The sequence below is a fragment of the Akkermansiaceae bacterium genome (genome assembly GCA_017798145.1).
GTDB lineage: Bacteria > Verrucomicrobiota > Verrucomicrobiia > Verrucomicrobiales > Akkermansiaceae > Luteolibacter.
Genome location: CP059069.1, coordinates 2,749,037 through 2,775,526 on the forward strand (window position 1 = coordinate 2,749,037; position 26,490 = coordinate 2,775,526).

12 protein-coding genes are annotated in these 26,490 nt (G+C 62.7%); 3 read left to right on the forward strand and 9 right to left on the reverse strand.

Annotated elements, in window-relative coordinates; genetic code table 11:
* Nucleotides 1-16: 16 nt before the first annotated feature.
* The 3 genes from HZ994_11750 to HZ994_11760 form a co-directional block, all read right to left on the reverse strand.
* The gene (locus HZ994_11750; GenBank protein QTN32967.1) at nt 17-2,962 is read right to left on the reverse strand and encodes a family 78 glycoside hydrolase catalytic domain; all 2,946 of its coding nucleotides are present in this window, start codon (nt 2,960-2,962) and stop codon (nt 17-19) included.
* Between the two features lie 19 nt (nt 2,963-2,981).
* Entirely contained in the window at nt 2,982-5,801 is a 2,820-nt protein-coding gene (locus tag HZ994_11755) for an alpha-L-rhamnosidase N-terminal domain-containing protein (protein QTN32968.1), read from the reverse strand.
* A gap of 224 nt (nt 5,802-6,025) precedes the next feature.
* Nucleotides 6,026-6,847 carry a hypothetical protein gene (locus tag HZ994_11760; protein ID QTN32969.1) on the reverse strand — a complete coding sequence of 274 codons (822 nt, stop codon included), beginning with the start codon at nt 6,845-6,847 and terminating at the stop codon, nt 6,026-6,028.
* A gap of 232 nt (nt 6,848-7,079) precedes the next feature.
* On the opposite strand from HZ994_11760, the gene HZ994_11765 reads away from it, so the two are divergent.
* Nucleotides 7,080-7,727 (forward strand): response regulator transcription factor, encoded by a 648-nt coding sequence (locus tag HZ994_11765; protein QTN32970.1) that lies wholly within the window; start codon nt 7,080-7,082, stop codon nt 7,725-7,727.
* 58 nt (nt 7,728-7,785) lie between these two features.
* Here the strand turns inward: HZ994_11765 and HZ994_11770 are convergent, their stop codons facing one another.
* The 6 genes from HZ994_11770 to HZ994_11795 all read right to left on the reverse strand — a co-directional run bounded on the left by HZ994_11770 (nt 7,786) and on the right by HZ994_11795 (nt 23,055).
* A complete protein-coding gene (locus HZ994_11770) occupies nt 7,786-9,546 on the reverse strand; it encodes an endo-1,4-beta-xylanase (protein ID QTN32971.1) in 1,761 nt (586 codons plus the stop codon).
* A gap of 7 nt (nt 9,547-9,553) precedes the next feature.
* Nucleotides 9,554-13,111, reverse strand: a complete 3,558-nt coding sequence (locus HZ994_11775) for a ThuA domain-containing protein (protein ID QTN32972.1) — start codon at nt 13,109-13,111, stop codon at nt 9,554-9,556.
* Nucleotides 13,112-13,206: 95 nt separating this feature from the next.
* Entirely contained in the window at nt 13,207-15,414 is a 2,208-nt protein-coding gene (locus HZ994_11780) for a sensor histidine kinase (GenBank protein QTN32973.1), read from the reverse strand.
* Complete coding sequence (locus HZ994_11785) at nt 15,411-16,967, reverse strand: right-handed parallel beta-helix repeat-containing protein (GenBank protein ID QTN32974.1); 1,557 nt, start codon at nt 16,965-16,967, stop codon at nt 15,411-15,413. Before HZ994_11785 ends, HZ994_11780 begins: the two co-directional genes overlap by 4 nt.
* A complete protein-coding gene (locus HZ994_11790) occupies nt 16,964-20,779 on the reverse strand; it encodes an autotransporter-associated beta strand repeat-containing protein (GenBank protein ID QTN32975.1) in 3,816 nt (1,271 codons plus the stop codon). The genes HZ994_11785 and HZ994_11790 overlap by 4 nt, the downstream gene beginning before the upstream one ends.
* Nucleotides 20,780-21,252: 473 nt before the next feature.
* Nucleotides 21,253-23,055 (reverse strand): sulfatase-like hydrolase/transferase, encoded by a 1,803-nt coding sequence (locus HZ994_11795; protein QTN32976.1) that lies wholly within the window; start codon nt 23,053-23,055, stop codon nt 21,253-21,255.
* Nucleotides 23,056-23,274: 219 nt separating this feature from the next.
* Between HZ994_11795 and HZ994_11800 the strand changes: the two genes are divergently transcribed.
* Nucleotides 23,275-23,706 carry a hypothetical protein gene (locus HZ994_11800; protein QTN32977.1) on the forward strand — a complete coding sequence of 144 codons (432 nt, stop codon included), beginning with the start codon at nt 23,275-23,277 and terminating at the stop codon, nt 23,704-23,706.
* On the forward strand, nt 23,681-26,482 hold the full coding sequence (locus HZ994_11805) for a DUF1800 family protein (GenBank protein ID QTN32978.1): 2,802 nt from the start codon (nt 23,681-23,683) through the stop codon (nt 26,480-26,482). Before HZ994_11800 ends, HZ994_11805 begins: the two co-directional genes overlap by 26 nt.
* Nucleotides 26,483-26,490: the final 8 nt, after the last annotated feature.

The window sequence follows — 26,490 nt, forward strand, 5'->3', positions numbered from 1 at the left end:
CGGGTAAGGTTGTTGATTATGGGAGCTTGTGACGAAGCACGTGTCTGCCCGGTGGCAGAACGGTGGCTTCTTTGCCGGGCAGCATGAGGGTGGCGGTGGTGTTCGGCGGGACGACGGCTTCGATGCTGAGGATGCCGTTTTTGAGGATCCATGCGCTGGAGGCTTTGCCGTAGGGGGTTTCGAGTTCGGCGCGGGCGGTGGTTAGCGGGCCGCCGGGAGCAGGCTGGATGAAGAAATGCTTGTAGCCGGGCTGCGCGGGATCCGGGGCGAGGCCGGCGATGCGTTCCTGCATCCACTGGCCGATGGCTCCGTAGGCGTAGTGGTTGAAGGAGTTCATTCCCGCATCGCCGAAGCCGTTTTCATGGCTGTAGCTGTTCCAGCGTTCCCACATGGTGGTGGCGCCTTGGTGGATGGAGTAGAACCAGGAAGGATAGGTTTCCTTGAAGAGAACCTGATAAGCGAGGTCGGTGTGGCCGAAGCGGTCGAGCACCGGGGCGAGGAGCGGGGTGCCGAGGAAACCTGTGCGGAGATGGCCGTCCGCGGCACCGACGAGGCGGACGAGGTTTTGTGCGGCGGCGGGGCGCATCGGCTCGGGCATGAGATCGAAGCCGAGGGCGAGGAGGTATCCGGTCTGGGATTCGTGCGCGGTGGTGAGCTTGCCGTTGGCATCGAAGAACTTGGCGGTGAAGGCGGCTTTGATGGAGGCGAAGAGGGCTTCCAGCCGTTCCGCGTCTGCGGTTTTCCCGAGGCGGCGGGCGGCTTGTGCGGTGAGGTCGGCGGAGCGGGCGAAGTAGGCGGTGCCAAGGAGATCGCGCGGGGTGTCGCCTTGGGGGTTGCCGGAGGCGGGATGGGGTTGGAGCCAGTCGCCCCAGGCATCGACGTCGATGATCAGGTTGTTGGCTTTGCTTTCGTACCAGCCGACCCAGCGGTTCATCATGTCGAAGTTTTCCTCAAGCACCGAGATGTCACCGGTGCGGATGTAGATTTCCCATGGCATGACGGTGGCGGCGTCCGACCAACCCGGGCCGCCGCAGCGGTTTCCGAGGAGATTCTTGATGTCGGGGATGATGCTGGGGATGGCACCGTCGGGTTGTTGGTCGAGGCGCATGCTTTCGAGCCAGCTTGCGAGGAAGGAATGGACATCCGAGATGAAGATCGCGGCGGGAGTGAAGACCTGGGCGTCGCCCGTCCAGCCGAGGCGTTCGTCGCGCTGCGGGCAGTCGGTGGGGATGTCGAGGAAGTTGCCGCGCAGGCCCCAGACGATGTTGCTCTGGAGTTGGTTGAGCATTTCGTGGGAGGAGGTGAAAGTCCCGGTGGATGGGAAGTCGGAGTGAAGCACGGCGCCGGTGACCCAGGATGGATCGGGGCGTGTGCCTGGGGGGAAGCCGCTGAGCTCCACGTAGCGGAAGCCGTGGAAGGTAAAGGTCGGGTGCCATGTGATGGTGCCGTCGGTGGCAGCGGTGTAGGTGTTGGTGGATTTGGCGCTGCGGTAGCTTGCGGTGTAGAGCGTGCCGTTTTTCTCCAACATCTCCGCGAAGCGTGTGGTGACGATCTGATCCTTGCGGACGGGGATTTTCAAAACGGGCCAGCCGACGATGTTTTGGCCGAGATCGAAGACGAAGCGCCCGGGTTCCGGCTCCGTGACGGCGATGGCGGGGATCTGTTTGGTGATGCGCACCGGGTGATGGCGCTTGGGCGCGAGCGTCACCTCGGGTGAGGGATTTTCGGTGGCGACCGCTTGCCAGCCCGAGTCATCGAAGCCCGCGGTGTCCCATTGGCCGAGTTCCTTGCGGGCGTCGTAATTTTCCCCGTCGTAAATGCCCGAGAAGCGGATGGGGCCGCTGTCTGTGGCCTTCCAACCGGCATCGGTGGCGATGGTGCTGGTGGTGCCATCGGCATGGGTGAGTTCGAGTTGGAGGAGGAGGTGGGGCTTGCGTCCGGTGGGTGGCAGGGGTTCCCAGCCGAGGCGTCCGGCATACCAACCCTCGCCGAGGATGGCGCCGATGGCGTTGCAGCCTTCGCGGAGCTGAGGGGTGACGTCGTAGGTGAGCGTTTCGATTTTCCGGTCGTAGGGAGTCCAGCCGGGAGCCATGAAATCGTTGCCGACCTTGCTGCCGTTGAGACGGATTTCGAATACGCCGCGGGCGGTGACGTGGAGGCGGGCGGAGCGCAGGGGTTTGGCGAGTTGGAATTCGCGGCGGAGATGCTGGGGGACGAAGTCGTTTGATTCGCCGGAAAGGGCACCGGTGATGAGATTGTATTTCCGGTCTTCGGGAATGACGGTTTCCTCGCGCTTGCCGTTGCGGACGATGACGAGCGCGAGCGTCTTGGGGACGCCGTAGATCGGATCCCGTCCGGCGAGGTCGTTGTTGGCGACAATCTCGGGTTTGCCGTCGGCCAGAAGCTGTTTGAGCGTTGCGCTGACATCGGCGAGGTGGGCGGGGTTCCCTTGTTCACCGTAGAGGGCTTTTTCGATGACGATATCCGCATCCGTGGGCGTGCCTGCTTCGGGATCCAGGCGGATCCACTGCGCCTGCCAATCGGAGCGGTCCAAGAGTCCGAGTTCAAAACGCGCGGGTTGGCTCCAGGGAGAGGGTTTCCCGTCCTGATCCCAGAACATGACCTGCCAATGCACGGACAGGCGGGAGGCGAGCGGTTTGCCCGCGTAAGGGATCCATGCGGATTGGTTGGATGCCACCTTGCCGCTGTCCCAAAGGTCCGCCTCGTCCGGCAGCAATCCGGGATGGGACGCGGCGATGATGCGATAGGCGGATTGTGATTTCACGCCTTCGGCTGGCGGGAGTTTCCACGATAGGGTGGGTTTCGGATCGTGGAAGCCGATGGGGTCGATGAAACCCTCGCCGACGCGCAAGTCGGCGGGCGCGGGAGTGGCTGCCAGATGGCTTGTTAGGAAAACGCCCGCCAAGGCGGAGAGGAGCGGGGTGGGATGGAATGGTTTCATTTCGGGAAGGTGGATGGGTTCAGCGGGATTCGAATTCCCAGGTGCCGGGGGCTACGGTGAAGCTGGTCCAGCCGTCGGCCTCCCCGTCCGGGGTGATGCCGGGGACATCGCCGTTGGATTTTCCGTTCAGCCAGAGCGGCAGGCCGTTCACGCGGACGGCGCGAAGGCCGTATTCCTTGAGCGGGAGATGCACGGTGGCGGCGGTTTGTTGCGGGGACGCCAGCCTGAGGAGGAAACGTCCGCGTTCACGCTGGATTTCGACATTCACGAGTCCCTTGGGCGTGTGGGAGGCGGCTTTTATCTTTGTGAGAGAGCCGGGCTGGGGTTTTACCGAATAGGTGGCGAAGGCGGGCGAGGTCGGGCGGATGCCGGCCATGTATTCGTGCATGAGGGTGAGCGGGCCGCCGGCCCAGCCGTGGTTGTAGGAGCCGCCGCCGAAGCCTTCCGCGCCGACGCCCCAGCCTTCCCAGAGGGTGGACCATTCGCTATCGACCATTTTGCCGTAGCGCTTTTTCATGCGGGTGATGGCGGCGTCCGGTTCTCCCATCTGATAGAGCGCTTCCAGGACAAATTTTTCCATGTAGGGGCTGGCGTGGAAGCTGTTTTGGAAGACCTTGAGGATGGCGGGGTATTGATCGGGTTTTGCGAGGCCGAAGAGGACGGCGACGCCGTGGCCGCGCTCGTCGGTTTGGCCGGTGTAGCCCGGGGAGCGGTATTCCGTGCCCTGCCAGAGGACGCGGTTGTAGTTTTCCGCGATGCGGCGGCGGGCGGCTTGGTAGGCCGGGATATCGCTATCGTTGCCGGTGAGTTCGGCCATGTTGATGGCGGCTTCGAGGGCTTGGTAGAACCAGGCGTTTTCGATGACGGGCGAGTCGATGTTTTCGCCCCAGTCCGCCCAGTCCCAACCGCCGGGGCGGTGGACGACGAGGCCGTCGGAGCCGAAGGTCCAGAGGGCGAGGTAGCGTTTGACGGCGGGATAGGCCTTTTCGATGGCCTGGCGGTCGCCGGTCTGGATGTAGTAGTTCCAGAATCCCTGCATTCCGACGCTTGTGAGCATCTGCATGGGCAGTTCGTAGTCGTAGCTGCCGGTGGGGACGGGGGAGTAGAGGACACCATCGGGTTTTTGCCAGTCCACGAGGTTGTCCACTGCCTTGCGGACGAGCATGGTGCCGCGGTGGTCGCAGGTGTAGAGGATCTGGTTCATGAGGATGACGGCATCGCCCCACCACTGGGCGCGCTCGCGGTCGGGGTCCTGGATGCAGTCGCGCATGTTCAGGTTCATCGTGTTGCGGGCCTTGGTGGCGAGGGTGTTGATGAAGGCGTCATTGGATTTGAAGCTGCCGACGTAATCGGTGTCGTAGCGGGTTTCGCGGTAGCGTAGGTCGAGGATTTCGACGCCGGGAGGGATCGAGTAGATCATCCAGTGGCCGTTGAGGTAGGCGAGGCTTTCGAATTCCTGGATCCCCTCGCGGGTGATGTATTCCGAGCGGAAGTTGTATTCGCTGCCGCCCTTGTAGTTGTCGGTGCGCATGTCGATGGTGAGGCCGGCGGGAGCCTTGATCCTGAGGTAGGGCGAGATCGAGAGATTGAGAGGCAGGCGGGCGATGATGGGTTTGCCGTTGCTGATTTTGGGGAGTTCCGCGGCGTTCACATATTTCGTCAGATCGCCGGTGCGCCATTGGGGGATGGGGCGTTCGATGAGTTGGTTCCAAGGGGCGGCGGGTGGTTTGCCGAAGGTTGCGGCGGGTTTCCAGGAGGAGTCGTCGAAACCGGGGGCGGTCCAGCCGCCGATGTCGAGGCGGGCGTCGAAACGGATGTTTTCCTCCTGCATGCGGTAGTTCGGATGCGGTGCGCCGGTGCGGCCGTAGGCGGGATGGCGGAGGGTTTTCCAGGACGAGTCTGAGAGGAGGGTCTCGCCCGACCCGGTTTCGAGTTCGAAGACGAAGCCGTTTTTTCCGCTGTTCTTGTGGGAGAATCCGTCCTTGCCCCAGAACCAGACGAGTGCGGCGATGGTGTTCTCGCCTTGTTGGAGGAAGGGAGCGAGATCCACGCGGTCGAAGTAGGTGTCGTTTGGGTTGGGGCCGCGTTTCAGGCCGCCTTCGTAAACGGCGAGTTTGCCGTTGATCCAGAGCCAGTATTTCGAGTCCACGGCGATACGTGCGAAGGCGGTGGCGGGCTTGTCCCTGAGGGTGAGTTTTTTCCGGTAGCAGGTCCAGAGGTTCGCATGGGCGGAGGCGGCGTCCGATGGGATGGCACCCCATGGGGCGATGCCGAGGTTTCCGATGACTTTCACGGGCTTCCATGTGGTGGCGCTGGCGGTTTCCGCGCTTTGCCATGATGCATCGGTGACGATTTCCTGGGCGGCGCGCCCTCCCTGTTGGATGAGGATCTTGCCGATGATGCCGACGGCGTTGAGAGGCCCTTCTTCGGGTTCGTTCGCGCCTTGGACGATGATCGTGTTCGCTCCGCTTGTCAGGGATGCGGCGATGTCGATGGTTCGGGGGTTCTGCCAGTCGTTGCCGCCACCGAGGTGCTTGCCGTTGACAGTGAGTTTGAAATGGTTGTCCGCCGTGAAGACGGCGATGGCGGACGTGAGTTTCGCGCCGGGATCAAGATGGATTTCGCGGCGGAAAAAACGGCTGCCGGGTTTCGCGTTGCGGGTGGGATCGATGCCGGGTTCATCGCTCCAGATCCATGCTGCGCCGGTCAGTTCCGCGCTTGGAGGCTGGGCGGGGCCGATCCATTGCGCCCGCCATGGTGGCGCTGCTGCGGAGATCGAAGGGAGAGGAATTAGAAAAAATCCGAGAGTGAGGAAGCAGGGTGCGAAGCGGGATGTCATTATTTTGCAAGGTCATCGCCAGTGGGAACCATTCACCTCCCTACGGTTGGCGGAACTCCGTAACCGATGGGGATGGGGGAGCACTGGAATCCCGAGGCCTTGCGGAAACCCGGTATTTTCGTGTTCCCCACCGGCTGGGGGGATCAATGAAAGAGGGAAAAACCCCGGCTGAAAGCAGCGGTTTTTCCCTCCGTAAAAGAGCGGATCAAGGATCAGCGGGCCTCTTACCTTCTGCGGCGCAGAAGGGCGAGGAGACCAAGGCCGCCGAGGAGCGCGGCGGAGGGCTCGGGGATGGCGGTGATGCTGAGGTTGTCGATGTTGGCGACGGTGCTGTTCGCATGGAAGCTGATGAACTGGTCGGTCGCATCGAGGTTCAAACCGGTGAAGGTGTTGGTCAGCGAGCCGTTGACATACATTTTGACGATGTCGTTCGCGCCGTTGCTATCACTGAATGCGGATCCGCTTCCGGAGGCATCCGAAAATATGAAAGAGATCAGCTGGCCGTCAGTGAAGGTGGCGGAGCTGCCAACCTCACCACCATTGGAGAACTGCTGGGTTGCGCCGTTATCCCGGAAGAGGGCTCCGAAACCAACCGTACCCGCGTTGACGAACGGATTTGGGTTGCCGACGGTGAAGGATGTCCAATCGGGGGCGGTTACTCCAAGACTGACACTCATATTGAATGAGATCTCCAACGCAGAGCTGAGGCCGTTCGCGGCGGCCGCGATGTCATAGTTCAAGCTACCGCGTGAGTTTGTGTTTGAAGCGTCGAAGAAGTCACCTCTGGCGTGCATCAGCCAGGTGCCACCGTTGCCGCGCTGGTATGCGCCGCCCCAGCCAACGTGGCTGGTGGTGTAGGTCTGTGTCGCCGCAGAGCCGGACTGGTCAGCGGCAAGGCTAGCGGGAGCATTGAACGTATCTCCGCCATCTAAATTGCCAACCGTGTCGAAATTATCCGAGAAAAGCAAGGTGGCTGCATTCGCTCCGGCGATGCCGGATAGCCCCAGGGCGCACAAGGTGGCTAGGTATGGATTTTTGGTTTTCATTTTTGGTTTCTGGTATGTCTTTCGTCTCGTTTTTAAACCGGGAATCATTGGTTTTGGAGATTCCGCCCATGAAAATAGGTAATGGCCGGGGTGATTGGCAATGACTCTAAAGAGTCATTTTCATGAACACCGGGGAGGGAGGCGGATCACCGCTGTGGCTCCCAGCAGCCGTTCCCGAGCCACCCGACTTCTATGCTTGAACTCGCTGGAATCGGGTCACAGGTTGCCGCTTATGAAACAGCCTGCGTCGGTCTCAACGAAAATCTCCCTCATGGTGGTGGACGATCATGCGATCGTGCGGATGGGACTGAAGGCGATGCTGGGGCTGGAGCCGGATTTCGAGGTCGTCGCGGAGGCGGAGGATGCGGAGGAGGCGGTGGCGCGTTACCGCGAGTGCCTGCCGGACGTGATGCTGCTGGATCTGCGCATGCCGGGTGACAGCGGCGTGGTGGTGGTGCGGCGCATTCTCGGCGAGTTTCCGGCGGCGCGCATCATCATGCTCACCAGCTTCGATCTGGAGGAGGAGGTTTTCCAATCGCTGGATGCCGGGGCGCAAGGCTATGTGCTGAAATCCGTGGAGCGCGGCGAGCTGAACCGCACGATACGCCGGGTGCATGGCGGGGAGCGCTGCGTGCCGCCCGCGATCGAGAAACGCTTGGCCGAGCGCGCCCAGAACGATCCGCTCTCCGCTAGGGAAATCGAGGTTCTCGACCACATGCGGCGCGGGCATTCAAGCCGTGACATCGCCAGGGCGCTGGGCATCAGCGAGCATACGGCGAAAAACCACACGCGGGCGATCCTGCGGAAGCTCAGGGTGGCGGATCGCGCGGAAGCGGTGGCGGCCGGGTTCGAGCGCGGACTGCTGCACGCCAGTTCCTGAAAACCCACCGCGGGTGGCTGGCCGTGGTGGGCTTTTGCCATGGAAAACACCACCTATTTCATGGGGATGGAAGGGTTGCGTTGCCTTCGGGCTTGGACATTCCAACAGAAAAGCGGGCGGAAGCCCTTGTATCGGCGGTGAGCTTGATTTCGTATGTTCCGGGAAACCCGCGCCATTGGACGCGGCCTGCGGCATCGGTGGTCAGGGTCACTTCGGTGCGCCAGCGCTTGCCGAGCCATTCCTCGAGAACCTCGCCGCGTTTGAGAATGCTCCAGTCCTTTTTCCACGAGGCGGCGGTGGGTTCCCAGTGGCTGCCTTCCCAAAATCCCCATAGGAGGAAGCTGGTGTAGGCGGGGTGGCTGAAGCAGGCGATGAGCAGATCGCGTGTGTAGTCGGCGGCGAGCTCCTCGTCATCGACCGTTTTGATGTCGAACTCGGTGATGGATTGCGCCTGAACGACTTCCGCGAAGCGATCCGTTACAGCGAGCACGTGCTCGGGGGAAGGAAGGTAGCTCTCGTGGAGGTGCGCTTGGTTGCCGAGGCCGTCGATGCGAATTCCGGCGTCCTTGAGTTCCTTCAGGTATGCCCATGTGCCGTCGGATTGTGGGCCGGGGCGGAAGAGTTGATCCTCGTTCACGAACATCGGCACGAGGGTGAGGCTGCGTGCCAGGGCGAGGACTTCCAGGTCGATTTTTTCCAGGCCGGGGCGGGTGCTGAGCAGTTCCGCGCCCGTCCACGCGATGGGGTGATTGATCGCGTCCCATTCGCAGACACGATCCCCGGCGAACCCGATGCGCCGGCGTGTGGTTTCCAGGAAATGGCTGCGGATGGCGGGGCTTTCCATCCCGGAGAGGTTGTGCGGCACGGCGGTCTGCATCAGGTAGTGGCCGCGGACGGCGATGCGGCGCTCTCCGAGCCAATCGAAGGCTTTGTCCAGTTCCGCATTGCGCGCGGCTCTCTCGTGCGCAGGCGTCGAGCCCCCCCACCACATGTCCTTGAGGTCGTTTTCGAAAACCACGATGCTGAACAGGCGGTCCACGACCTCGCGGAAGCGCTCGCCGTCCCGGGTATTCGCGACAAGGAGTGACGCGGGGATCGCCGAGCCGAAGCCGAACTCGTGGCGCCGGAGCGTGAGGTCAACCGAAGTGTTGGCGAGCGGCTTGCCGGTGGGATCCGTCAGGACGAGGGAGCAATCCGCTTTCCTGATTTTTTCGATGCGTTCGAGGGCGGCCTTTCGCCAGGGGGCATCCGCCTCGCGGCCTGCGTAGCTGCGGCGGACGCGGGGAAAACGGGATACGTCGGTTTCAGGCGCGTAGCGCAAGACACGGATCGCGGAAACCTCGATGACCTGCGCGGCATTCGCGCAAAACAGGTTCATGCTGGACTTGCCTTCCGGGATCGGGTTTTCCACCACAAAGAGGAGCGGGTAATCTGCCCATGCCGGGGAGAGGGAAATGTTGGTGGGGTTGGAGGCTTGGGTGTAGGGCGCGCCCGCGAGCTGGAGCTTCGCTTCGAGAGAGCCGGTTTCTCCCCCGGCTACCCGGGCGGTGACCACGGCGAGCACCTTGTCGCCCTTGGCGAGCGCCCCTTGCGGGCAGGCGATGCTGACCTGTGCGCGGAAGCTGTTCGCGGGATCGGGATGGGTGATGGAGACCCGGAATCCTGCCGGCGTGAGTTTCCCGACTGTTCCCACTTTGCCATCGGCGTAAGCGGTAAGTTTGGCCGAGGCGCTCATATCAAATCCCCCTGCGGGAAGCTCCAAGGCTCCCAAGCGCGTGGCGACGAGGAGGAGAGCGGTGACTGTCGGGATGAGTTTCATGGTTGTCTCAGCGCAGTTCCGCGGCGGTCCAAGGGGTGGTGCGGGTTTGGTGGGTTTCGCGGGTGGATTTCACTTGGGCTGGGTTGACGGGGGCGGCGTCGTTTTTCCATGATTGGCGGACGTAGGTGAGGACGTCGGCGATTTCCTGATCCTTCAGGTCGGTGTGGGGAGGCATGATGTTTTCGTACTTCCGGCCCAGAACTTGGATGGGGCCATGGAGGCCGTGGAGGACGATACGGATGGGGACGGTGGGGTCGCCAGTGGCCCAATCGACGCCATCGAGCGGAGGGAAAGCGCCGGCCACGCCCTTTCCATCCGGGCCGTGGCAGGCGACGCAGGTGCGCTGATAGACCTCGCGGCCGCGGGCGTGCACGGCGGGGTCAGGGGCGTGGGTGCGGACGATGGTTTTTTCCACGCCCGGTGGGGTGCCGAGTGTGGCGAGGAGCGGTTTGGCTCCGGGGGAGGTGCTGGCGGTGAGTTTTTGGATGACCGCGGTGCGCGCGGCGGGCTCGCCTTTTGCCGCGAAGTGCGAGGCGACGGCCTGGATGGGGGCGGTGATGTCACCGCCGCCGATTTCGTGGAGGTAGAGGTCGTCGAAAAGGGCGGTGCCGTTGGAACCGCCGTATCCGCCGAAGAGGCAGTGGACGAGGATGCTATCGCGGTTTCCGGAGGAGAACTCGGTGGAGAGTTCCGTCCATTCCGTGTCGCCGGAGATGGCCTTGGTGTTGCCTTCCGTGGTATGGACGTTGAGCATGGCGCCGCGGCCGCCGTGGTTTTTGAGGCCTTCGGTGCGGACCCATCCGCCGAGGCGGTAGCGGGTGTTGGGTTTCACTTTCACGTCCGCTCCCGCGCCGACGTCCGCGCGGATGTCGGATTTGATGCGGAGGGAGGGGCCGTTGCGTCCGTCCGGGGTGGTGGTGATTTCCACGGCGTCCGGTCGCGCGACGTTGTAGGCTCGCAGGGTCCAGCCAGTGGCTCCGTCCGAGAAGCCGGGGTTCACGAGGAGGTTCACGGGTGCCTGGACGGCTTGCGCGGTGGGGTCTTCCGCGGCGGCGAGGAGGACGCCGGCGGCGTGGTGACGGGCGGCGATCTGCCAGGCGTCCGCGAGGGTGGGGTCTCCGAGGATGTCGTCCTTGCGGGTTTGGAGGGTTTTGTAGAGGACGTTTCCGATGGGTTCCGAGGGGGCGAGGCGGGTGAGGGCGACGAAAATTTCCGCGAGTTCGCGGTCATCCGCGGCTTGGAAAATACCGTCCTTGGCGGCCATTTCCGGAAGCGTGGCATCAAGCGGCGCGTTGGCGATGGCGGCGCGGCGGAGGCCGCGGTTTTCCGAGGATAGGCCGGCGGTGATGGTGGGGAGGTCGAGCGCGCCCATGCCCTGGAGGGCATGGAAGGCGTGGAGCGCGGAGGATTTTCCGGCGGGTGCGCCAGAGGCGACTTCCCGGCGGAGGGCGGGAATGATGGCCGCGGGGCGGGTTTCCACGAGGAGGCGCTGGGCGTGGAGGCGCCAGAACTGGTTGCTGTGGCCGAGCGCGGCGATGAGCGTGCCGGGATTCGCGGGATCCAGCGCGGGGTTGGGATCGTCCGTTGTGCCTTTGGGGAAAACGCGGTAGATGCGGCCGTGGCGGACATCGCGGTGGGGTGTTTCGTAGGCGTTGCCGCGGCCGTTCGTGGCATCGAAGCCGGCGGAGGCTTTGTTGGGCGTGGGGTTGTGCTGGATGATGATGTTGTACCAATCCGCGATCCAGACCGCGCCGTCCGGGCCGGTCTCCGCCTGGACGGGGCCTGACCAACCGTCGGCGCTGCTGTAGAGGTTGTTCGGGAGTTGCCGGGCGACAAAGCCCGCGCCTTTGCGGGTGAAACCGAAGGATGCGACGAGTTTCCCGGTGGGCTCGCAGACGAAGGCGACGCGGTCGCGGTATTTTTCCGGGAAGCGTTCCGAGGTGTAGAACGAGTGGCCTGCGGCGGCGCTGAAGCCGTCGTGGACATCCACCTGGCGGATGTCCATGGAGCTTGGGAAGAATTTGGGGTTGTTGTCTGCGGCGGGGGTGCGGGGTTGTTGCAAGCCGGCGGCGGTGTAATGGGCCTGCGGGAAGGTGAGATACCAAGAGGGGTTCCCGTTCGCGGTGGAGCCGGTGATATCGAAGTCGTTGGTGAAACCGAGACCCCATGTGTTGTTGGTGGTGGCCTGGAGGTATTCGAGGGCGCTGCCGTCCGGCCTGAAGCGGAAGGTTCCGGAGGAGAATTTGTGGGCGGTGCCGCCGACCGTGCCATCGAACCCGGAGTATCCGACGGTGGCGTAGATCCAGTTGTCAAACCCGTAGCGGAGGTTTGAGGGGCCGGCGTGGGTGTCGCCCATGCCGAAGCCTTCGAAGAGGACTTCGCGGACGTCGGCTTTGTCATCGCCGTCGGCGTCCTTCAGGAAGAGCATCTGGCTGCCGTTGGTGGTGATGAGGCCGCCGTTTGCGAAGACGATGGATGTGGGGATGGAGAGTTTGTCCGCGAAGACGGTGAATTTGTCGGCCTTGCCATCGCCGTTGGTGTCTTCGCAGATTTTGATGCGGTCGTTTCCGAGGTTTCCGGCATGGAGGTTGTTGGGGTAATCGACGGTTTCGACGACGAACGCGCGGCCTCTGTGATCCCATGCGATGTGGATGGGGTTCACGATTTCGGGATCCGAGGCGAAGAGCGAGAGTTCGAAGCCGACGGGGACTTGGGCGAATTTGAGGGATTCCGCGGCGGGCAGGGGTGATTGGCCGCGGGTGATGGTCCGGCGTTGTTTGTAGCCGGGGAGAACCATGTCTTCCATTTGTAGTTCGGGAAGCTTGAGGTTTGTGAGTTGGGCGCGGACTTCCCCGCCGACGCTCCAGAGGATGGCGCGGCGCAGCAATTCGTGGAAACCTGCCTGATCCCAGCAGCGCATGTCATGGCCGTAAGCGGTGTAGAACACGCGGCCTTTGCCTTGCTCGCGGACCCATGTCCATGGTTCCTCCTCGCGGAGCTGGAGGATGGTGCGGTCATCGCCGTGGCGGTCGTGGACGTAGGTTTCATCCCACGTCTCGAAGCCTTCATAGCCGCGCATGATGGGATGTTCCGGAGCGACGATTTTGGTGCGGAAAACCTCCGCGCCGTGGGATTGGAAGCGGGCGCCGACGAGTTTGATGAAATTGTCCGAGGCTCCGAAGCAAGCGGATGCGCAGTGGATGGGTAGGAATGCGCCGCCGTCTTCGACGTAGCTGATGAGCGCTTTTTCGCGATCCGGGTGGAGGGTTCCGCCCTGGTCCCAGTTGGCATACATGAGAACGGCGTCGTATTGGTCGAGGACGCTGCGGTTGATGTCTGCTAGGTCTTCGGTGTATGAGAAGTTGATGCCGTCTGCGCCGAGTTCTTTTTTGATGAGGCGGTAGCGTTCGATGGGGTCATGGGCGGGGCTGTTTTCGAGCGGGGCACCGAGGAAAAGGACTTCGATACGGCGTGCTGCCGGTTCCGGTCTTTTGCCGGATTGTGAGAACCCGACGGCGGCGGTGAGTGCGGCCAGCGGTAGGAGTAGGAGTAGGTTTTTCCTCATGGCGGAACGGTGTGCGGGGATTTGTGTTTGAGAGGATCGTGCGGACGATTTCAGCTGCTGGGAGTTTGCTTTCTGTGGGAGGCTGAAGAAAAGGGTCACGCGGGAAGGGGCACCCTGGCGCGGATGGTGGTTCCCTGGCCGGGAGCGCTTTCCACTTTCACCGTGCCGCCGAGGCGTTTCATGCGCTCGCGCATGCCTTGCAGGCCGAGGTGGCCCTCGGAAAGTCCCGGCGCGTTGACGGGATCGAAGCCGATGCCGTCATCATGCACGCGCAGTTCCACGGAGCCTTCGCCGAACTCCAGAGTGATACGGATGTTTTCCGGTTTCGCGTGTTTGATGGCGTTGGTCATGGATTCCTGGGCGAGGAGCAACAGATGCCCGGCGATGAAATCCGGAAGGTCGCGTTCCTCGCCGATCACCGAGACGTGGGTGCGCGCCGGATTGCGGGTGGAAAGGCCGGCCGCGACATCGCGCAGAACCTCCGCAAGGTTTCGCCCGTTGAGAGCCTGGGCGCGCAGGTTCCACACCGAGCGGCGCACCTCCTCGCGGCTCTGCGCGAGCAGTTGCTTCGCCAGGTCCAGATGCTGCAGGCTGCGCTGGGGCTGGCCGGCATGGAGCGCTTCGGAAACCTGCAACTGGTAGGAAACGCCGGTCAAGGCCTGCTCGACGGTGTCATGGAGATCCACCGCCATCCGTTCGCGTTCGCGCGAGGTGGCGTTGAACTCGACTTCCGCGTCGCGCCGCGCCCGCGTCTCGCTGACCAACGCCGCCGTGCGCTTCACGACCTCCCGCCGCAGCGACCTTGCCCATGCAAGGGAAGCCAAGAGGACAGCGAGGATCACACCCAGGGAAAGGCGCAGGCGTGTCGGCGTCCACCAGGATGCCGCGCGCAGCACCCGGATATCGGAACTGTGCCGGAGCAGCAGGGACATTCCCGTCGGATCGGCGTATCGCGTAGCCGGCCACACATCGGAATATTGGACTACGCAGATGCCCGTGGCGGAAATGGAGCTGCCGGGACGCAGCGAGGCGATGAACCCCGTCTGATCCCGCCAGCCCAGGATCGCCTGCGTGATCTGCCCTCCGCTTTCGATGTAAAGCTGGCACTGGCCGTCCTTGAGGATCTCCACCCGATCCAGCCGGCCTGTAAGTGTGATGAGGCGCCCGTCCCAGTCGTTTTGCGCACGCTCTGCGACCGACAGGCCGGTCCGCAGGATCCGTTCCGGTGTGCTGGCGACCGGCGGGGGCACGGGTGCCGTGCCGGTCTTGCGGATCACCGACCGATGCCACTCGACAAAACGGGTGCGCACGCTGGGAAAGCCGACCGCTTCGATCCGGTCGCCCACCTGCACCGTGGAGTCCCCGGCCAGGTTCACCCGCACCGCATGATCGCCGTCCTGCAGATAGAGGTAGCTCCCGGGCTTGATCAGGGTGACGGTCCCCCGGATGCGCTTGCGGTGGAAATTGTTGCCGATCGGCGAGAACGGCTGCAACCGGTCCAAGGCCACCAGGGGGGTGGAAAACACCTTTTCGAACGGCGGGCGGTTGATCTCGATCTCTTCCGCGCTGCCCATTTCCAGGCGGACGCCGGCCACCTGCGCCCGCTCGTTGAAAAACGGGAAGCATACGGCGCGCACCGTGACCTCCGCATCAATGAGATCGGCGGGAGTGAAAGCACCCGGATCGAGGGCGAGCACAGTGACCCGGCCGAATTCGCCATCCAGCTCAAGCCCGAATTTCTCAACCTGATTCCGGGCTTCGGCGTGCTGCACCACCCCGCGTACCTCCACCCTGCGGCTGTCAAACCTGCCGGTCAGCAACTGGTTCACCGTCGCGGGCCGCGCGACCGGTAGGGGCGCGGTGCCGAGAGCTTTGATCGCTTTCGCCGTCACCACCGGCGCGTAGCCGCCCTCGCCGGTCATCCCGGTCACCTCCACCAGGGTTCCCGGAACCGGGCGGGATGATTTTCCACGCGGTTCCGCTGCTTGGATGTAAAGCCCGCCGGACTCATCCTCGATCACGAAATCCCCGATCTGCTCCGGGTATGCGTAGGTGACCACCCCGCGGACTTTGACGGGGCGTGCGAGCGCCGCCTCATCGCGCGGCATGGAGTGAATCTCGCCCGGTGTCATGGGGCGGGGCTCCTCACCGCGCACGGCCGGTGATAGCGCCATGAGGAACAGCGCCGCGAAAATCGCCGTACGGAATACGCGGCGATGCGACGATCCACCCGCGCAATCTTCCATCCCGTAGCCTTCGCGCATCCGCGCGCCGCCGTCAACCTTGCCGTGGCAGCGGTTCATTTCCCGCCGGGGATGTTGAGCGGGATCCCGTTCTCGATCGCTCCGATATCGGGTGCCGCTCCGGTGAAGCCGTCGGTCAGGGGGGCGATGGTTTCGCCTTTGTCCAGGAGAGGGGAATCCGCCGCGAAGGTGTAGTGGGGCGGCCGCAAGGGGGCGGCTTCCGAAAGGGTGATCCGCGGGTCGCCGGTCATCGCCTTTTCCCCGCGCGGGGTGACGTTTGAGAAGAAATTATGGGAAACCTTGCCGGGGATTTCCGTGCCCCAGATGTCCTCGGGTTCGAGAGTGCGGAGGATCAGGTTGTTGCGCGCCTCGTAGCTGCTGGATTCGTGCAGGGCGAAGATGCGGCCGATGCCGCCGCTGTCGATGATGGTGTTGTTGGTGAAGCGCAGGTCGGTCACCGGAGCCTTGTATTGCAGCAGCTCGCGGCCTGTGAATTTGCCGCCGCACGCCGCTTCGAAAATGTTGTGATGGATGTTGTGGTTCCGTGGGTGCTTCTGCCAAACCGCGATCGGATAGAGTCCGCCGAAGAAGTGATTACGGTCGATCTCGACGTTGTCCATCATCGCCTCCACCGCGTAGGCGTAGCGCCCCGGGCCGAGGTTGAAGAAGTTGTGATGGATGCGGATGCCGGTGCCGAGCGACGCGGTGCCCGCCAGCGAGATGTGGTTGTTGATGGTGTTGTGGTGGATCTCACAATCCTTTAGCGCCATGCCGAGAAACTCCGCGGAAATGGCCGGAGCTTTCCCGTTTTCCCAAGCTCCAGTGGTGGGAACGATCAGCGTGTTGTGATGGATCCTGAGGCCTTCCAGCACGTTCGATTCCGATACGGAATATTTCCGGTCCTGCGCCTTCAGGGCATAGCCGCCGAAGTCCGGGCGCAGGTTGCCTGTTTCCTCGATGTGGTTGTCGTGGATGCTGAGGTTCTTGCCGCGGTGATATTGCACGGCTCCGCTGTCGCCGCCACCCTCTCCGGCGGCTTTGGGGTTTCCATAGGTGTTGTTCTTGAAACGGCTGAAGCGGAGGGTGGTGTCATGCGCCTCGATGATCCACAGCCCGCTGTAGCGGAAATTCCTCACATGAAGATCATCGAAGACCACGCCCCGCGCCGATGCCGCGAAGATTCCGCCGTGGCAGCGCTTTTCCTGGCCGTCCAGCGAGAAACCTTTCACCACCTGGTTGCTGCCGTTCATCTGGAGGACGAAATGCTCGGGAAAGGTATGCACATGCGGGTTCGCATTCGGAATTGCGTCGGTGAGGTTGAAGTGGTGGTTCACCCGGATGGTGGTCTTGTCCGAACCCGCGCCGATGAGGCTGACTCCGCTCTTGAGCGTGAGGATTCCGCTCTCGATGAAGGTGCCCTCGCCGATATGTATGGTATGGCCCTCATCCGCTGGAACCGCATCGCAGGCCTTGGCGAGCGTGCGCCACGGGCTGCTTTCGAGGCCGGAATTGGCGTCGTTTCCGTCCAAAGCCACGTAATGCGAAGCGGCGGAGCCTCCGCCGACACCCAAGGCCGCGCAAACGACCCAAATGATGGATGATGCGATGCTCATGGGTCGGATGGACCTGAGGTGACAGCCAGTGAGCCGCCGCCGGTGAAATGAACCGGGTCTTTGGCCGCGTTCCAAACACCTTGCGGCTGTTGGATGCCATCGATCACGAGGGTGCCGACGGTTTCCGATACGCCGGGGGCGAGATGGAGTTTCCCGGTTCCGTTGAGCGTCACGGTGGCGTTGTCGGCCACGGCGCCGGCGGCATTTCGGAGCACGCAGGTCGCGCCGTTTTCGACTGTGAGGTTGCCGTTGCCGGTTTTTCCGGTGGTCTCGATGACGAGCGTCCCGGCGTTGACCGACGTCGCGCCGCTGTAGCTGTTAGAACCGGAAAGGGTCATGATGCCGTCGCCCTGCTTGGTGAGGTTGCCGTCGCCGCTGAGCGGGATGGAAACCAGCAGATCGCAGGTTTTATCGGAACCGCGCGCGATGTCGCAGAGCAGGTTTTTCCCGTTCAAGGACAGGCCGTAATTCGGCGCGGCGGAGAACAGGTTCTGCTCCCCGCCCGTGGAGCGGATCGTCATTTCGCCTTCCACCATCCAGGTCAGCCAATCCGATGAACCCCTGTTGACAAGCGTCCCGCCGCCGCCGGAGAGGAACTCGATGGTGACGTTGTTGAAGGTCAGCGGGGAAACCTGTCCGGAAACCGCAAACGTCGCGCCCTTGCCGATCCGGAACGTGCCGGACGCGTGATTGCCCTGCCAGAACGAGGAAGTCAGTTCCAGCGAGCCTTCTTCGATCGTGGTTCCGCCGGTCCATGTGATGGAGCGGTTGAGCCAGAGCCCGCCGCCGCCGGTTTTCCTAACAGCGAAGTTGTTTTCGTCCTGGCCGTGACCGCCCAAGGTGCCGTCAAACTGGTTTTGCCGGCTTTCCTCGATGTGCAAGGTGAGCGTGCAGGGCGTCGCGCTGCCGTTGATCACCCGGTTGCCGGCAGTTGCGCCATTGTCATAATCGGCGGTCCACAATCCATCCAGTTCCTGGCTGCAGCCATTGAGCTTGAGCGTGCCGAAAGAGGCCGGGCCGCCACCGCCGAGCGTGACGACGGTGCCCGGCGGCAGGCGGTTGTCCCCGCCACTCAGGGCCAGCGTGCCGCTTTCGACCGTCGTCGTGCCGTTGTAATTGTTGCTGCCGGACAAGGTGAGCGTGCCCGGACCGGCCACACGGATGCCGCCCAAACCGGTCATCGGCGCGCTGATGGTCGCGCCGAAAGTTTTAACGTCGATGGTGGTCATCGGCGCGTTGACGATGATCGGTGATGTGCCCTCGAGTGCGTAACCGGGTGCGGTGAAAATCAGGTCATCGGCAACGAGTGGAGCCGACAGGGTGATCGTGCCGCCCGGCTCCGCGAAGACCGCGGACTTGTCGCCCGAAGCAGCACTTGTCGGATCATCGTATAGCCCGATTTCCTCTACGGGAATCGCCCGCATGCCGAGGTTCCAGAAAAGGGTCGGGGCTATGGTTTTCCTCAACTCGACGCCGTCCACAAACCCGGGATCGGTGCCGGTGCTGGTGTTGGCGATGTACTGCCAACCGCCCCATTCGCTGTCCGCATAGTTGCTGTTTTTCGCGTTCGTTCCCGCTGCACTGACGCGCACGAGGGTGGAGCGCCAGATGGAATTCCGGCCCTTGCCATCGGAGAGATTCGCCAGCTCGGGAAACGCGGCGAGATGCGCGGGCGACACGCCGTTGGGCAGCCCTTGTGCGTACATGTGATTGCCGCCGTCGAAGTAGCCGTAGTTCAATCCCCGGCTGTCGGTGACGAGGTTGTTGTCATAGATATTGTCCCGGCCGCTGTTGTTTCCCATGACTCCGGCCGAGGTTCCCCACAGGTTGAAATGGGTGAAAAGATTGCCATACACCGTCTGTCCGCTGATCGCGTCATCGAAGCGGAAGGCGCTGGTCCCGAAGTGGCGGTTCTGCACCCATCCCTGGGTGTAGCCGCCGCCGCAATGGCTGAATTTGTTGAAGCGCCAGATGTTGCCGCGCCAGGTCGGGTTGCCCCACGCGTAGATCACGCCGTAGTCTTCGTTTTCGTTGCAGCAGTTGCGGAACTCATTGTATTCGACGAGAAAATTGAACCCTCCGAACCCGATCGCGCTGGACGGACAATCCTCAAAAACACAATGGGTGATCCGATGGCCCACGCCATTAAGGCTGATCCCCGGCGAGCGGCTGGTTCGCCCGAAATTGCGGAACCGGCAGTTGGCCAGCACATGGCCGCCCGGCGTGAGCGTATCGATGTCGCCGCCATTGATGTGCATAGCCGCGTCCTCCAGATCATGGAGGTTGCAGCCGATCATGGAATTCCGCTGGCCGCCGTTGATGCTGACGCCAATCCCGCTCACATTGCGCACGGTGCATCCGGCGATGAGGCAGTCGCTCGAATTCTCCAGCACCAATCCGCCGCCGCGGGAGCTTTCAAACACCAGGCCTTCGATGCGCACATGGCTGGCGTTGTTCACCGTGAGCATTGTGCCCGGCAGCATCGAGAGATCGACGACCGCCGTGCCGGGATCGACGCCCGGATAGAGGTAAAGCAAGCCGTTGGAGCGGTCCAGATACCACTCGCCCGGCTGGTCGATTTCTTCCAACAGATTGAAGATGGCGTAGGGGTGTCCAGACTTGATGTCCGGCCAGCCGCTCAAGCGATTGTAGCACCAGGCGGTGGTGATGGTCCTGGCTTGCGGATCGATGGAGCCGATGGCGACCGAGCCATACATCCAGTTGGTGGCGAGGTATCCCTGGAGCCAGGCGTCGGGCGCGGTCGTCCAACGCGATATGCGGTCGCTGGTGGTGAATATCTGCGGCCGGTTCTTCGTCGGGTCCTCGTGGTCGATGTTGCCGTTGTCCACCATGGTTCCGACCCTGACAAAACCCGAGTTCGGCCAGCGGGCGAGGTTCTGCGGCACGCCGTTGACCGCGAGGTTCACCATCGGTTGCTCTTGGATCGAGCCGAAATCGGTGATGCCTAGTTCCGTTAGATTGCATTGGAGAACTTTCCCCCGCGCTTCCTCCGGCAGGCGGGCCAGCACCGATTTTTCCGTCACCGCCGTGAACCCCGTCAGCCGCTTGCTGCCGGAGATCACCGCCGTGCCCGGCGTAGCCACACGGATGCTCAGTGGCGCATCGGGCTTGCCACTGTCGGCATCTGTTAGGGCGATCGTTTCCCCAAGCGGATAGCGTCCGGCGGCCAACTCGATGGCAGTCCCGCCCGCCACCGCCCCGGCCGCGCGGTTGGCGGCGAGGGCTTGATTCACGGTCGCAAACGGCAGTTCGCGCGTGCCCGGATTTGTGTCCTTGCCATCGGGTGCCACATGCAAGGTGCGCCCGGGTTTCGGCGCGGGCGTCACACGCACCCGGCTCACTTCGGGATCGCGCCCCGGCTTGCCCTGCGCGAGGCGGTCGCACTCCGCCTTGCATTCGGCGCCCTCGATCTGATGGATCTTCGGATACTCCTTGTTGTTCGCGATGACCCCGAAAATGGCGCCTGCTTCCTGGAAATCACCCGCCGCCTGATAGCTCCGTGCGTAGCGCAAATGAGCGATGCTCCGCCACGGCGCGGACAGTTCCGGGTCGTTGAAAACCTCCGGCAACGCGCTGCGCACTTGCTCCCAATCGCCAGCCGTCCACGCCGCGTCCGCCGCCGTCATCCGGCCCGTCGCAAGGGCGAAATGATCCATGGTCGCGCCGGAGGCATTCGACTCCGTGGCCGCGGCGAATTTGACATCATCCGCTGCGGTGGATCCGAGGAGAGATGCGCAAGTGAGGATGGCGAGAGATGTGAAATTGAGGTTTATGGCGGGCGGGGTGCTCATTGATTGCAGGGTCTCCTCCCCGTTTTCGTTTCCAGCGGACGATGACCGGTTTTCAATGAGAATGAGGCCGATGAAGATTCGGGTCTATGACGCCAAAGAGTCATTTGCGGGCGGGAGAACGAAAAAAGCATTGGTAGCGGCGCGGCAGCCCTGCCCTTGCCGGATCGTGGTCATCCCGTGGCCTGGCAACGGATACCGAGGAGGAATGAGCCATGCCTTTTGTTTCGAACGATCTCTCTCGTCGCCGGCGGTGTCGTCCGCTTCAACCTCAATGCGGAGAAGGCGGGGTCTTTCGCGAGGATCCGGAGCGCGCTCCCTGCGGCATGGCGATTTCCCGCCAGGAGGAAGCGGACAAATCGCTTCGCAAGGGTTCGGTCCCCCACGCTCACGCCGAGGCCGCCGTGCCCGAGGCAGCCCTGCGCACCGCCACCTCCCGCATCCTCGGCTGGTGAAATGCGCGGACGGATTTTCGTTCAGTCGCCTTTTGTCCTTTTTGAAAAGCGCTGGATGTAATCGTAGTCGCCGCCCTTCATGTTCTTGCCCTTCGCCCAGTTTTCCGGGAGTTGGTCGAGCAGGTCGAGGCGGCGGAGGGTGTTGAGGAGGTTGAGAAGGGAGGAGGCATCCATGTCCGATTTCACGTCCGCGACGAGGGCTTTCGAGCCGGCTTCCTTCTTCCCGAGGTCAACCAGCGTTTCCCCGGCGCTTGTCCGGATCAGGGGATGGCTGTCCTTGAGAAGCGGGAGCAGAGCATCCGTCTCCGCGGCGGCCTTGGCTCCGAGCAGGCGGATCCCGACGATCCCCCAGTAGCGCTCGACGACATCTTCCGACGCGAGCGCCTGCTTCAGGCGGGGAAGGTTTTCGGGGTTGATCTCGGTGGCCGTGAAGGCGAGGTCGGTGATCTTGCCGACGTCGAATTTGTCGCTTTGTGCATAGTCGGCGATGGTCGAGCCCTTGGAAAGCGCATCGAACAGCGGCTCGGGGATCAGACCGGTATCGACGATTCCTATCATGGTGCTTTTCAGGCGTTCGCGCAGGGATGCGAGTTTCTCCGCGTGGGCCGGATCGGCGGCGAGGTTGTGCATTTCCCATGGATCCGCGGAAAGGTCGTAGAGCTGTTCCGAGGTGCCGGGAGCTTCCCAAATTGTCTTGGGATAACCGCTGAGCTTGCCCTCCTCGAAGGCTTTCTGGTAGGCGACCCAGCCGGGCTGGCCGAACTGATAGAAGGAGTAAGGAGCGGTTGGGCGGTCGGGATTGAAGTTGCGGATGTATTTCCATTTGCCGTCGGTGAGGCCGCGGCGCATGCCGTAGAGTTCGTCGAAGCGGTCGGCGTAGAGGAACTCCATTTCATCGGCTGCTGGCTCGACGCGTTTGCTGCCGAGGAAGGGGCGGCCTTGCATTTGTTCGGGTTCGTCGAGGCCGAGGATGGAAAGGAGGGTGGGGGCGAAATCGACGAAGGAGACCGGCTCGGTCACGCGCTCGCCCGGCTTGAAGGGGGCGAGGTGCCGGAATTTTTCCGGAATTCGGATGATGAGCGGGACTTTCACGCCGGTTTGTTCGAGGTAGCGTTTGCCACGTGGCAGGATGCCGCCGTGATCAGCGTAGTAGAAAACAATCGTGTCGTCCGCTAGGCCGGATGCCTCAAGTTTTTTGAGGACTTCGCCCACCCGCGTGTCCATGTCGGTGATGCGGTCGTGGTAACGTGCCATGTCTTTGCGGATCTCCGGGAGATCGGGGAGGTATGGCGGGAGATCGATTTCTTCGGGTTTCAGGCGCTTCGGTTCCTTGGGCTTGTTTTCGAAGAGGGAGCTTTCGTGGGATTCGGTGAAATTGAAGACGGAGAAGAAGGGTTTGCCGTCGGGGCTTTTTTGGAAGTCGCCCTTGTCCCAGTAGGATTTGTCGTTGCCCTTGAAATTATAGTCGGTTTTCCCCGGGTTCGTGCAGTGGTAACCGGCGGCGCGGAGGTATTCCGGATACGGGCGGAATTTTTCCGGGATGGGATGGCGTGAGCGCATGTGCTGGGTGCCCATGCTCGGGGAGTAGGCGCCCATGAGGAGGGTGGCGCGGGCGACGGCACAGACGGGTGCGTTCGAGTAGGCGTTTTCGAAAAGGATGCTTTCTTTGGCGAGGGCGTCGATGTTCGGGGTCTGCGACTGCTTGTTGCCGTAGCAGCCGAGCCAGTGAGAGGAATTGTCCTCGCTGACGATCCAGACGATGTTGGGTTTGTCAGCGGCGGGCAGCAGGGAGCAGAGGGCGAGGAGGATGAGGAGGGGTTTCATTTGCTGCGCAGGGTGAAATCATTTCCCCAAGCGGTCTAGGCGGAAGTTTCCCCGAAGGAATGGAAGCCCAGCGAAAATGCCTATTGCCCACCCTTGCCGCAATGCCACGCCGCCATGGAAAACCGCTAGCCTCCGCTGATTATCAGAGACTTCCCGCCCGATGCGGGGTAGATATCCATGAGTTTGATGAGAAATCGCAGCTCCATCTCCCTTCTTTGCATGGCATGCCTCCTGTCGGACGCCCAGGCGATCGACACGAACGGCGACGGCATGTGCGATGTCTGGGAGGCGAGTTACCATGCGGGCGCGCTGCTCCCCGGCGACGACACGGATGGGGACGGCTTCACGAACCTCATGGAGTCAACGTCCGGAACCGACCCTTTCGACGCGATGTCGCACCCGAGGGCTTCGGTCGGAAACCTGCTTCCGGGAAACGCCGAGATCGTGGTGCCTTCCCTTCCCGGGAAACGCTACAGGCTGTTCACCGCAACCAGCCTTGGCGGTGAATGGATGCCTTCCGGCGAGGCCAGGACGGGCGACGGCGGCAACATGGTCTTCACCGAGCCACGCGGCGAAGACAGTCTTTTCTTCCGCGTCTCCGTCTCGGATGCCGATTCGGATGCCGATGGCGTTTCGGACTGGGCCGAGTAAACTTGCCGGTTTCGACAAGGATGACGATGACAGCTTCTCCTCCGGCAACGCGAACAACGACCTGGCCGCCGCAACCTCGCTCATGCAGGCGCTCCTCAACGGGGAAATCTCCGCCGAAGTGACCCAGAGGGATGCCTACGAAAAGGGAGCCCTGCCCGCGACGGTCGGCCTCACCCGCAGCGGGGCGACCACCTACCCGATGACGGTTTTCCTGAAAACCCATGGCGCCATCGATCCCACGAAATCCTCCGCATCCGCCACGGATTTCTCGCTCGCCGATGTTGTGGTGATCCCTGCGGGGAGCGCGTCCGCAAACCTTTCCGTGGTGCCGGTGGCGGACACCCTCAACGAGGTGCCCGAGGAGCTGCGTATCGACATATCCTTCGTCGCCGACGGACTGCTCACGCGGATCTGCGACGCACCGAATGTCCAGGCCAACGAGCGCTTTTTCTACGCCGCATTCACCTCCGAAGAGATCACACCCGCCTCGGGCTACAGCCTCATCCGGCTCCAGGGCGACAACGAGGTCGGCCTGCTTTCCTCCGTCTTCTCCGGCCTGACCAGTGCCCAGAGCGCTGCCGAAATCCACGTCCGGAACCCTGTCACCGGACCCTCGATCAAGTCGCTCGCCAGGGGGCAGCTCACCGATTACACATGGAATATCCGAGCCTCGCAGATCCTCCCCACGGATCAGGCCGTGCTCAACGCCCTCTTCTCGGGCCGCATCTACTCGGATGTCCAGACGGAGAACCATCCTTCCGGGGAAATCAGGGCGGACTACCTGCTCACAACGGCCTCGACGGAATTCGTCGCCCCGGCGGATGCACCGCCCATCGGATCCTTGGCGGACTCGGAACTCGACCGTGACATTTCCCGTTTCCTGACACAATCCACCTTCGGCCCCACTCCGGGCTTGATCGCGGAACTGCGGGATCTGGTGAATTCCCCGACCCATGGCGGCGACCGCATCTCCGCCTATTCCGCATGGCTTGATGAAAAATTTTCCGTGCCCCAGGCATCGCTGGAAGCCCTCGCCCGCGCAGAGGACGCGCAGCTCATCGACATCTACACGGGCGATCCATCGGCGCCATGGCACAATCCGTCATACTTCCTCCCTTCCTCTTCCCGTCGGCACTCCTGGTGGAGCGTCGCGCTTTTCTCGGACGACCAGGTGAGGCAGCGTGTCGCCACGGCGCTCATGGAAATCCTGGTGACCTCCTCGGTGGACGATGTCATCGATCAGCGCCATCTCGGCCACTCGCAGTACTATGACATGCTCGCCGCCGGGGTGGCGGGCAGTTACCGGAATCTGCTGGAAGGCGTCTCCACCCATCCCATCATGGGGCAATACCTTTCCAGCCTCAGGAACCAGAAGGAAATCACCGACAGCTCGGGCACGGTGATCGTCTCGCCAGATGAGAACTTCGCCCGCGAGATCATGCAGCTTTTCTCCATCGGCCTCGTGCAACTGCATCCGGACGGCTCGTTGAAACTCTCCGCCGCCGGCCAGCCCATCCCCACCTATGGCCAGGCGGACATCGTCGATCTCGCCCGCGTATTCACCGGTTGGTCGTTCTCAAAACGGAACAGCCCTTCGGCCTCGGACACCGTTATAGACAACACCAGCTTCACCTACGGGAACGGCAACTACCGCTATCAGGCGCAGTGGCTCCACCCGATGAAGCAGTTTCCCGCCTACCACGACACGGAGGCAAAAACCGTACTCGGCCTCGAATTCCCGCAAGGCCGCACCGGGGAAGAGGAGCTCACCGCCATCCTCGACCACCTTGCCGCACATCCGAACATCGCGCCCTTCATTTCTAAAAAGCTCATCCAGAGGCTCGTCACATCGAACCCCTCCGCAGGCTACGTGCACCGCGTCGCCACCGCATGGGCGGCTGGCGGCGGAAACCTGCAGGCCGTCACGAAGGCCATCCTGCTGGACTACGAAGCCCGCTCCCTTGATGCCGCCTCACTCATCGGCACCGGGAAGAAAAAGGAGCCGCTGCTCCAATACACCGGCTTGGCGCGGGCGCTGCAGGCGGACACCGAGCTGCGCATCGCGGATCTGGCTGCCTACGGCCCCGGCACGCTGCTTGCCGGATTGCCCGCAAATGCCGGGCGCTTCCGTGAGGGCAACACCGACTCCTCCCTCGGCCAGACCCCGCTTGAGCCACCCACGGTTTTCAACTGGTTCTACCCGGATTACTCCACCGGCAACGCCATCGCCGATGCCGGTCTCGTCACCCCCGAGTTCCAGATCGCAACCGAAATCAACACCATCTCCCACATCAACCGCAACCATACCCTCGCCACTTCCTCCAGCGGCGAATCCGCATCGAGCCTGCCGAACTTCTCCATCACCGGATACGGGAACAACGCCGACCACCTCATCCCAGACGTAACCCTCGGGCCTGCTGCGACCCAGGAAAGGGAAAAGGCCTACATGTCGGTCATGGATCAGGACGGCGATGGTTTCGTCACCGCCGCAGGCGACCCGCTCACCTTCAACAAGCCCGCGAAAATCCGCGAGGCCTGCGCAGCCCTCGTTGACCACCTCGACCTACTGCTCTGCGCCGGCACATTGAAAGCCGATCACGGGGCTGCTGCGGATCAGAACAATCCGCGCGACATCATCATCAACACGCTGGCTGCCGTCTCCACCAACCTCGACGACAACGACAACACCACCGATCAGGAAAAAGTCCGCCACGAACGCTACGAGCAGGCGGCCTACCTGATCTCCAATTCGCCCCAATCCATGATCCAGCGCTAGGGCTCCCC